The organism is Acinetobacter sp. NPDC052428, from assembly GCF_044547685.1.
In the GTDB taxonomy this organism is placed as follows: domain Bacteria; phylum Pseudomonadota; class Gammaproteobacteria; order Pseudomonadales; family Moraxellaceae; genus Acinetobacter; species Acinetobacter lwoffii_G.
Window position 1 is genome coordinate 1 of the sequence record NZ_JBIUAT010000060.1, and the last position, 7441, is coordinate 7441.

Below are 7441 nucleotides of genomic sequence, written 5' to 3' on the forward strand. Positions count from 1 at the left end.
CTTACTGTATTGGTTAATGTACTCAGGCCGAAGGACAAGTGCTGTTTAAACTGGCAGACGATAAACAGTTCTTTAATGAACTGCGCACCTGGCTGAAAACCAATAAATTCATCCGCTTAAATGATGATGGCACTCAGTCCGATATCAGCCGTATTCTGGCAGACCGTGGCCGTGAGAATCAGGAGCGTAAAAAACGCCTGCGTGCCCGGGTCGAAGAAATGTTGCTGGACGCGGAAAGTTATGCCTTGGGTCAACATCTACAACTTTCATCTTCAAGTCCAACCACCAAGCTGGATGAGGCCTGTCGTTATCTGCTGGAAAACACTTATACCAAACTGAGCTATTTGCAGGTCTATCAGCAGGATGCCTGGCGTGAACTGAACGCCGTCTTGACTGTTGATGATATGGCGCAGCTCGGATTGTCTCTGGATGGCGGACAGAGCAATCCGAAAGCCCTACAGGAAGTGGAGCAGTACATTGCACTACGGGCCACTGGTACAGAGCGTATTATAGTCTCAGATGTGATAGACCGTTTTGCCAAACGCCCTTATGGCTGGCCAGATGCCGAGATTTTACTGTTGGTAGGTCAGTTGGCGGCAATGGGGCGGATTTCACTGCAGTTAAATGGCGGCAGCTTACAGTTAAAAGATGCCTTTGAGCCTTTACAAAACAGCCGCCGTCGCCGTGATGTTTCCATTATTAAAAAGCGCCAGACTGATGATCAGGTATTGAAACAGGCACGCCAACTCACCCAAGAACTGTTCTCGGCTATGGGACCAGCGACTGAGAAAGAGCTATTTGAATTCTATTTGCAGCATTTTAAGACCTGGTTAGCCAACTTTAAATCGTATAAGAGTAAAACTGATGTTGGGCAGTTCCCGGGCAAGAAAGTGATTGAAAAGTCGATTCTGACTTTGGAGCGTTTGCTGGCCAATAGCGACAGCTTCGATTTCTTTAAGGCCGTGGTTGAGAACAAGGACGACTATCTGGATCTAGAAGAAGACTATCGTGATATTCATGAGTTCTTCAGCAACCAGATGCCAAGCTGGCAACAACTGCAACAAGCCTTGCGTCATTTTGAGAAGAACAAACAGGCACTGGGCAGTGATGAGGTGGCAAAAAAAGCCCTCTCCGAATTACATCGTATTGCCACCCTCGAATCGCCCTATGGCCTGTTAAATAAAGTGGCTGATTTGGTTCGCACAGTGGAAGGCGTCAATAAGCAATTGCTGACTGAGAAGCGCAATCAGGCGATAGAACACATTGATGACAAGATCAAGCAGTTAGAAGCCGAGATTAAAAACAGTGGCATCGCTAGCGCTGAGCTGAGTAACAAGCTATTACGCCCACTACAACTGCTGAAAACGGATATTGAAGTGGAAACTAGCCTGTCCACCATCTATATGCTGCAAACCCAAACCGCCGTGGAGCGTTTTGATGAAGCCTTGTATGAGTTGGAAAGCGAAGTTCAGGCGGAAATCCAGCGTCAGGCCAAAGCGGCACAACTGGCTAAGAGCAAAGCAGAGAGTGTAATCAACACTGCAACCATCTCCAGCCCAGTTACATCAACACCTGCTGCGATTCCGGTACAGCCTGCGACAGCCGTAGTGCCACCGAAACCAGTGGTGGAAGTTGATGTCGCGAGCATTTACAGCAAAACCTCCAGCAGTGTCTATCTGGAAACAGAAGAATCAGTGGATCAGTTTGTAGACGCACTCAAAGCTGAACTGAAAAAAATCGTGGGTGACAAAAAGCGTGTGCGTATCCGCTAACAGGGCTTAGGGATATCGGCATCAGCAATCAATTGAAGGTTTTTAAATGAATACCAGTAATATTAAAAAATACGCACCGCAAGCACGCAATGATTTTATCGCAGCGATGCGCAAGCAGGCGGCCAAATATGGCATCACCGCAGACAGCATTTTACCGGCAGAACAGAAAGGCGACTTGTTGCTGATTGGCGATCAGGTTTTTCCGCTATCCGTCATGAAATCTCGTGACAAGCTGATCAAACGCATTCAAACCAGCAGTTTTGAGCAGACGATTGATTATATCGCTTACAGTTGGTTTAACCGTCTCTGTGCCATTCGCTATATGGAATGCAAAGGCTTACTGGATCATGGTCGCCGTGTACTGAGTAGTGCAGATGGTAGTGCAGGCTTGCCACAGCTTCTGGAAGAATGTCTGGATATCGACCTACCAGGTTTAGATGTCAGCCGTGTGGCTGAGCTTAAGCTGGATGGCAATAAAGACGAAGAACTGTACCGTGAACTGTTACTGGCTCAATGTCATGCGTTGAATCAGGTCATGCCACTCTTGTTCGAACAGGTTTCTGATGAGTCAGAACTACTGTTACCGGATAACCTGACTAAAACCGACTCTTTGATACGTGATTTAGTGACCAGTATTCCGGAAGAATACTGGTCGGATGTACAGATTATTGGCTGGCTGTATCAGTTCTATATTTCTGAAAAGAAAGATCAGGTGATTGGTAAAGTCGTCAAGAGTGAGGACATTCCTGCAGCGACACAACTCTTCACCCCAAACTGGATTGTAAAGTATTTGGTGCAAAACAGTGTTGGTCGTCTATGGATGATGGCACAGCCAGAAAGTACGCTAGCGAGCAGTTGGGAATATTATATTCAGCCGGCGGAACAGACGGATGAGGTGAATGCACAGTTAAAACAGCTGATTGATGTCCGTATCAGTGAAGATGGCGATACCTTAAATCCTGAAAGCATTACGGTACTCGATCCGGCTTGTGGTTCGGGGCATATTCTGGTGGAAGCCTATGACTGCTTAAAAGCGATTTACTTAGAACGTGGTTACCGTAGCCGTGATATTCCACGTTTGATTCTGGAAAATAACCTGTACGGCATTGATATCGATACCCGTGCAGCACAGCTCGCTAGCTTTGCACTGCTGATGAAAGCACGTGAGGATGACCGCCGTTTATTTAGCAATCCACCGAAGCTGAATATTATTGCGCTACAAGACAGTCAGCCAGAACGTTTGGATGCATTCAGTCAGGATTTGGCAAGTACTGGTATTGCTCAGACCGATTTAAAAGAACTGCTAGACCTATTTGAACATGCTTCGACCTTTGGTTCTTTGATTCAAATTCCTCAAGCATTTGCTAAGAAACTGCCTGAGTTAGAAAGCAAGCTGAATACAGCATTAGCGTCAGGGGATATTTTTGCACAGCAGTCAGCACAAGAATTATTACCTTTATTACAACAAGCTAAATTACTCGCTAAACAATATGATGCCGTGATTGCCAATCCACCTTATATGGGTGGAGGAAAAATGAATGCAATCTTAAAAGATTTTGCTAAGAAAAAGTTCCCAGATAGTAAATCTGATTTATTCAGCATGTTTATTGAACGTGGGTTTGCTTGGTGTAAAGAAAGTGGCTTTAACAGCATGGTGACCATGCAAAGTTGGATGTTCTTATCGTCATATGAAGCGATGCGTGAAAAGCTGTTACAAGATCGTACGATTCAAACTATGGCACATTTAGGTGCTCGAGCATTTCCTGAAATATCAGGGGAAGTCGTACAAACAACAGCTTTTGTGATGCAAGGGCAACATATAAATGGATTTAAGCCAGTATTTTTTAGACTTGTAGATACAGGGCAGGATCAAAAAGAATCAGAACTAAGATCAGGACTTAATCGTTTTGACTCTACGATTCAAGATGACTTTAAGAAAATTCCGGGTAGTCCTGTGGCTTATTGGGTAAATAAAAGACTTTTTGATGTTTTTGAAAAAGGTGAGCTTGTAGGAGAAAAAGCTAAAAAAGGATTTACTTCAGGTGATAATGAAAAATTTATTCGTTATTGGTGGGAAATCGATGGTTATAAATTCTCTATAATGAGTGGTACAAAATGGTATCCGACTCAAAAAGGGGGGGAGTTCCGTCGTTGGTATGGAAATTATGATAGTGTGGTCAATTGGGAGAATAATGGATCAGAAATAAAAAATTTTAAATTTGATAATGGCAAACTACGTTCTGTTATTCGTAACGAAAGATTTTATGGCTTATCTGGTGTAACTTGGACTGATGTGTCAAGTGGTTTGTTAAGCATGAGATATGTACCAAAAGGATTTATTTTTAATGCTTCGGGGCCCACAATCTTCTCTGATAACAATTTAATAGTGTTATCTAGCATGAATAGTAAATTAATAAGTAAATATGCTGAGTTTCTTTCACCCACATTACATTTTGAAGTTGGTCAAATCCAGAATTATCCTATTTTTCAGGTTACACAAGACATTGAAAATAATACTAAAAATCTGGTAAAACTTTCCCAAGTTGATTGGGATTCCTATGAATTCTCATGGGACTTTACCCAAAACCCAATTATTCGTACCCAACACTCAAACTTAGAACAAGCCTTTAATACATGGAAACAGCAAAATGCTGACGCCGTGGCTGAAATGAAACGTCTGGAAGAAGAAAACAACAAGCTGTTTATTGACGCTTACGGTTTGCAGGATGAACTGACACCCGATGTACCAGATGAACAGATCACTTTAACCCGTGCCGACCGTGAAAAAGACAGCCAGCGTTTAATCTCTTATGCACTTGGTTGCATGATGGGACGTTATAGCCTGGATGAACCAGGTCTGATCTATGCGCATGCAGGTAATCAAGACTTTGATGCCAGCCGTTATCAAAAGTTCCCAGCCGATGCGGATGGCATTATTCCACTGACCGAAATGCATTGGTTTGAAGATGATGCAACACATCGTATCCAAGAGTTCTTAACTGCTGTTTGGGGCAAAGAAACGCTGGATGCCAATATGCAGTGGCTCGCAGAAAGCTTGGATAAAAAAGCCAGTGAAACCGCTGAAGATACGATTCGCCGTTATCTAGCAAGCAAGTTCTATAAAGACCATATGCAGACCTATAAAAAGCGTCCGATCTACTGGTTATTCAGCAGTGGTAAACAGGGGGCTTTCCAGGCATTGGTGTACTTGCACCGCTATAACGAAAGTACCTTGGCACGTATGCGTACTGAATACGTCATGCCGCTGATTTCTAAAATGGCGGCTATGGTGAATTCTTTGCAAAGTGAAATCGAAAACAGTGATTCCGCTGCTGAAATTAAACGTAAAGAGAAAGAACTACAAAATCTGCATAAGCAACAGGCTGAACTGAGTAGCTTTGAGGAAAAACTGCGCCATTATGCCGATCAGCGTATTTCACTGGATCTAGATGATGGGGTGAAAGTGAACTATGGCAAGTTTGGGAACTTGTTGGCTGAAGTTAAAGCTGTGACGGGGGAGAAGTAATGAATAGCTTTTCTTCCACACTAGATCATGCAGAGGTGGTTGCATGAACTTAAGTCAACTTCAACAAGGCCTGGAACAAGCCTTTTATACTGAACAGCATCGAATTGTTTTTTGGTATGATGCAGAACAGTCATTTACTGAAGAAATCAAAGCCCTAGAGCTAAATGATGTCCATATTTTAAATATGGCAGAAGAATCCAACCTTGCGATCAAGCTTAAACTGGAACTGGAAGACCAGCAGGGCAAATACTTGCTGTATTTCCCAAGTGCTGAGCCTGAAACCGAAAAAGACTGGTTACTGGACATCAAGCTGTATTCACGTAGCTTCTATGCCGATCGTTTCTCAATTATTTTCAATGAGCTGGGTTTACAGCAGCAGAGTCTAAGAGAACATCTGGCCAAACGTGAAGAGTTCCTCAAAGCCAAAGCCCGTCTGAGCACCTTAAAACGCTATATCCAGCCTGATGCAGATGAACAGAATCTGGATATGGCCATGATTGCAGCTGTGGTCAAGGCTGACAGTGCCGAACTTATGCATATCGTTCTGGCACTGGCAGATGAAATGGTACAGCAGAACCTGGCTCTGGAAGTCAATCCAGACTCCTTTGCTGAACTGGAAAAATTCCAACTGGTGCCAGCTTTAGTCACCGCATTACAGACGGAAATTGGTTATCCAGCATCGGTTGAAGAATTGAATGGGGAAGCACCATTCAAGCTCGGTACGTTCTTTATCCGTTTGATGAGCACAGGTTTCTGTGAAAGCCTGGGCGATATACCGCTATGGGCTCAAGAACTGGTGATGTCATCAGTCAGCTCCCGTGCAACAGCCAGAGCCTTTTTGTCACGCTGGAGAGACAGCTCCAAATACTACCCAACCTTCGATACACTTTCCCAGACTGTAGCAAATGCGCTGCGTATCCAGGAGAAGGTCGGGGCTTTTGATCTGGAGCAGCTGCTCGATGTCATGACCTTTGAAGTGATTGAACAAAAGATCATTGTTGATTTGGCCAGTCATATCCCTGCAGCCGCCAAGGCTGAACTGGAACATTTCAAAACGGTTATCTCTACCCGTCTGGATGGCTATTGGGCTTCCAAACATAAGGATGATGCGACACGCCGTAAATACCGTACCGTCTATACAGCGTTGCAGGCAGCGATTGAGCTGTTCAGTCTGCGACTGCAGTTTGATTCTGGGTTCTATTTCGACTCCAGTGAAGCCTTGTATACAGCCTACGAGCAAGAGTTGTATCGCTTTGATATGGCCTATCTCCACTACAGTGCTGCTTCTCAACGCGCTCATGTCGATATCCTGAAAAAACTTGATGAAGAAGTCGAAAATTGCTATTCCTACTGGTTTATTGACCACTTGGCACGTAACTGGGGTGAGCGTGTAGAAGCTGAGCAACGCTTGAATGTCTGGAAAATGGCAGATATCCCAAATCAGCAGAACTTCTACGATACTCACGTCAGACCCTTACTCAGTTCTGCAACGAAACGCCGTATTGTGGTAATTATCAGTGATGCTTTCCGCTATGAAGCTGAGGTAGAGCTGCGTGATCGTATTAATTAAAAGCGTTATACCGAAGCGACCTTGTCTTCACAGCTGGGCGTTGTCCCAAGTTACACCACACTGGGCATGGCCTCGTTATTGCCGCATCAGACTTTGGAGTACAAAGAGGCCGCAGGGGATGATGTTTTAGTAGATGGGCAGTCCAGCAAAGGGACTGCAGCACGATCCAAAATTCTGGCGGCCTATAATGGTCTGGCCGTGACCGCTGAAATGGTAAAAGGTTGGTCGCGTGATGAAGGTCGTGAAGCACTTAGAGACTATGAGTTGATTTACGTTTATCACAACGTGATTGATGCACGCGGTGACAGCGCCTCGACAGAATCAGAAACCTTTATGGCTGTGGAACATGCTATTGAAGAGCTGACTGAACTCAGCCGTAAAATTTTAATGCACTTCAATATTTCCACCCTGTTGATTACAGCCGACCATGGCTTCTTGTTCCAGCAAAGTAAACTGGAATCTGCGGATCGTTCAAGCTTGACTGAAAAACCTACCAATACATTGAAGAGCAAAAAACGCTATGTGATTGGGCATGGTAAACCAAAGAGCAAGGAAGCAACGAAAGGAACAACC

1 protein-coding gene and 2 pseudogenes are annotated in these 7441 nt (G+C 44.3%); all 3 read left to right on the forward strand.

Features of this window, described 5'->3' with window-relative positions; all coding sequences use genetic code 11:
* Window positions 1–1772: pseudogene (locus ACIG3F_RS15845) on the forward strand (BREX system P-loop protein BrxC); the annotation flags it as partial.
* Between the two features lie 46 nt (window positions 1773–1818).
* Window positions 1819–5298: a BREX-1 system adenine-specific DNA-methyltransferase PglX gene (gene pglX, locus ACIG3F_RS15850; protein WP_396470517.1), complete on the forward strand. Its 3480-nt coding sequence runs from the start codon at window positions 1819–1821 to the stop codon at window positions 5296–5298.
* Between the two features lie 43 nt (window positions 5299–5341).
* Window positions 5342–7441: pseudogene (gene pglZ, locus ACIG3F_RS15855) on the forward strand (BREX-1 system phosphatase PglZ type A); the annotation flags it as partial.

What these genes read in the sequence shown, in the direction of transcription:
- pglX (WP_396470517.1), top strand. Translation starts at nt 1,819, where the DNA reads ATGAATACCAGTAATATTAAAAAATACGCACCGCAAGCACGCAATGAT.